Annotated in this window: 1 rRNA gene; it reads right to left on the reverse strand. The window is 57.4% G+C overall.

The features are described from left to right. Window positions 1-79 precede the first annotated feature (79 nt). A 16S ribosomal RNA gene (locus AC5RV6_RS16920) occupies window positions 80-1,604 on the reverse strand. Window positions 1,605-1,622 lie beyond the last annotated feature (18 nt).

A 1,622-nucleotide genomic window follows, 5' to 3' on the forward strand; every position in this document is an offset into this window, starting at 1 on the left:
ATGTTCCCGACATGGGCATCTCCTGCGGACCAGGCATCCAACACAGTGGAAGGACACCACGATCCGAGGTGCTCCTTAGAAAGGAGGTGATCCAGCCGCACCTTCCGGTACGGCTACCTTGTTACGACTTAGTCCCAATCGCCGGTCCCACCTTCGACGGCTCCCTCCCACAAGGGGTTAGGCCACCGGCTTCGGGTGTTACCAACTTTCGTGACTTGACGGGCGGTGTGTACAAGGCCCGGGAACGTATTCACCGCAGCGTTGCTGATCTGCGATTACTAGCGACTCCAACTTCATGAGGTCGAGTTGCAGACCTCAATCCGAACTGAGACCGGCTTTTTGGGATTGGCTCCACCTCACAGTATCGCAACCCTTTGTACCGGCCATTGTAGCATGCGTGAAGCCCAAGACATAAGGGGCATGATGATTTGACGTCGTCCCCACCTTCCTCCGAGTTGACCCCGGCAGTCTCCTATGAGTCCCCGGCCGAACCGCTGGCAACATAGAACGAGGGTTGCGCTCGTTGCGGGACTTAACCCAACATCTCACGACACGAGCTGACGACAACCATGCACCACCTGTGAACCGGCCACAAAGTGGGGCACCTGTTTCCAGGCGTTACCGGTCCATGTCAAGCCTTGGTAAGGTTCTTCGCGTTGCATCGAATTAATCCGCATGCTCCGCCGCTTGTGCGGGCCCCCGTCAATTCCTTTGAGTTTTAGCCTTGCGGCCGTACTCCCCAGGCGGGGCACTTAATGCGTTAGCTACGGCGCGGAAAACGTGGAATGTCCCCCACACCTAGTGCCCAACGTTTACGGCATGGACTACCAGGGTATCTAATCCTGTTCGCTCCCCATGCTTTCGCTCCTCAGCGTCAGTTACAGCCCAGAGACCTGCCTTCGCCATCGGTGTTCCTCCTGATATCTGCGCATTCCACCGCTACACCAGGAATTCCAGTCTCCCCTACTGCACTCCAGTCTGCCCGTACCCACTGCAGACCCGGGGTTGAGCCCCGGGCTTTCACAGCAGACGCGACAAACCGCCTACGAGCTCTTTACGCCCAATAATTCCGGATAACGCTTGTGCCCTACGTATTACCGCGGCTGCTGGCACGTAGTTAGCCGGCACTTCTTCTGCAGGTACCGTCACTTGCGCTTCTTCCCTGCTGAAAGAGGTTTACAACCCGAAGGCCGTCATCCCTCACGCGGCGTCGCTGCATCAGGCTTTCGCCCATTGTGCAATATTCCCCACTGCTGCCTCCCGTAGGAGTCTGGGCCGTGTCTCAGTCCCAGTGTGGCCGGTCACCCTCTCAGGCCGGCTACCCGTCGTCGCCTTGGTGGGCCGTTACCCCGCCAACAAGCTGATAGGCCGCGAGTCCATCCAAAACCGCAAAAGCTTTCCACCACCATGACATGCGCCAGATGGTCGTATCCAGTATTAGACCCGGTTTCCCAGGCTTATCCCAGAGTCAAGGGCAGGTTACTCACGTGTTACTCACCCGTTCGCCACTAATCCACCCAGCAAGCTGGGCATCATCGTTCGACTTGCATGTGTTAAGCACGCCGCCAGCGTTCATCCTGAGCCAGGATCAAACTCTCCGTAAAAAACTACAGACACAACAC

The sequence above is a fragment of the Arthrobacter saudimassiliensis genome (genome assembly GCF_059090665.1).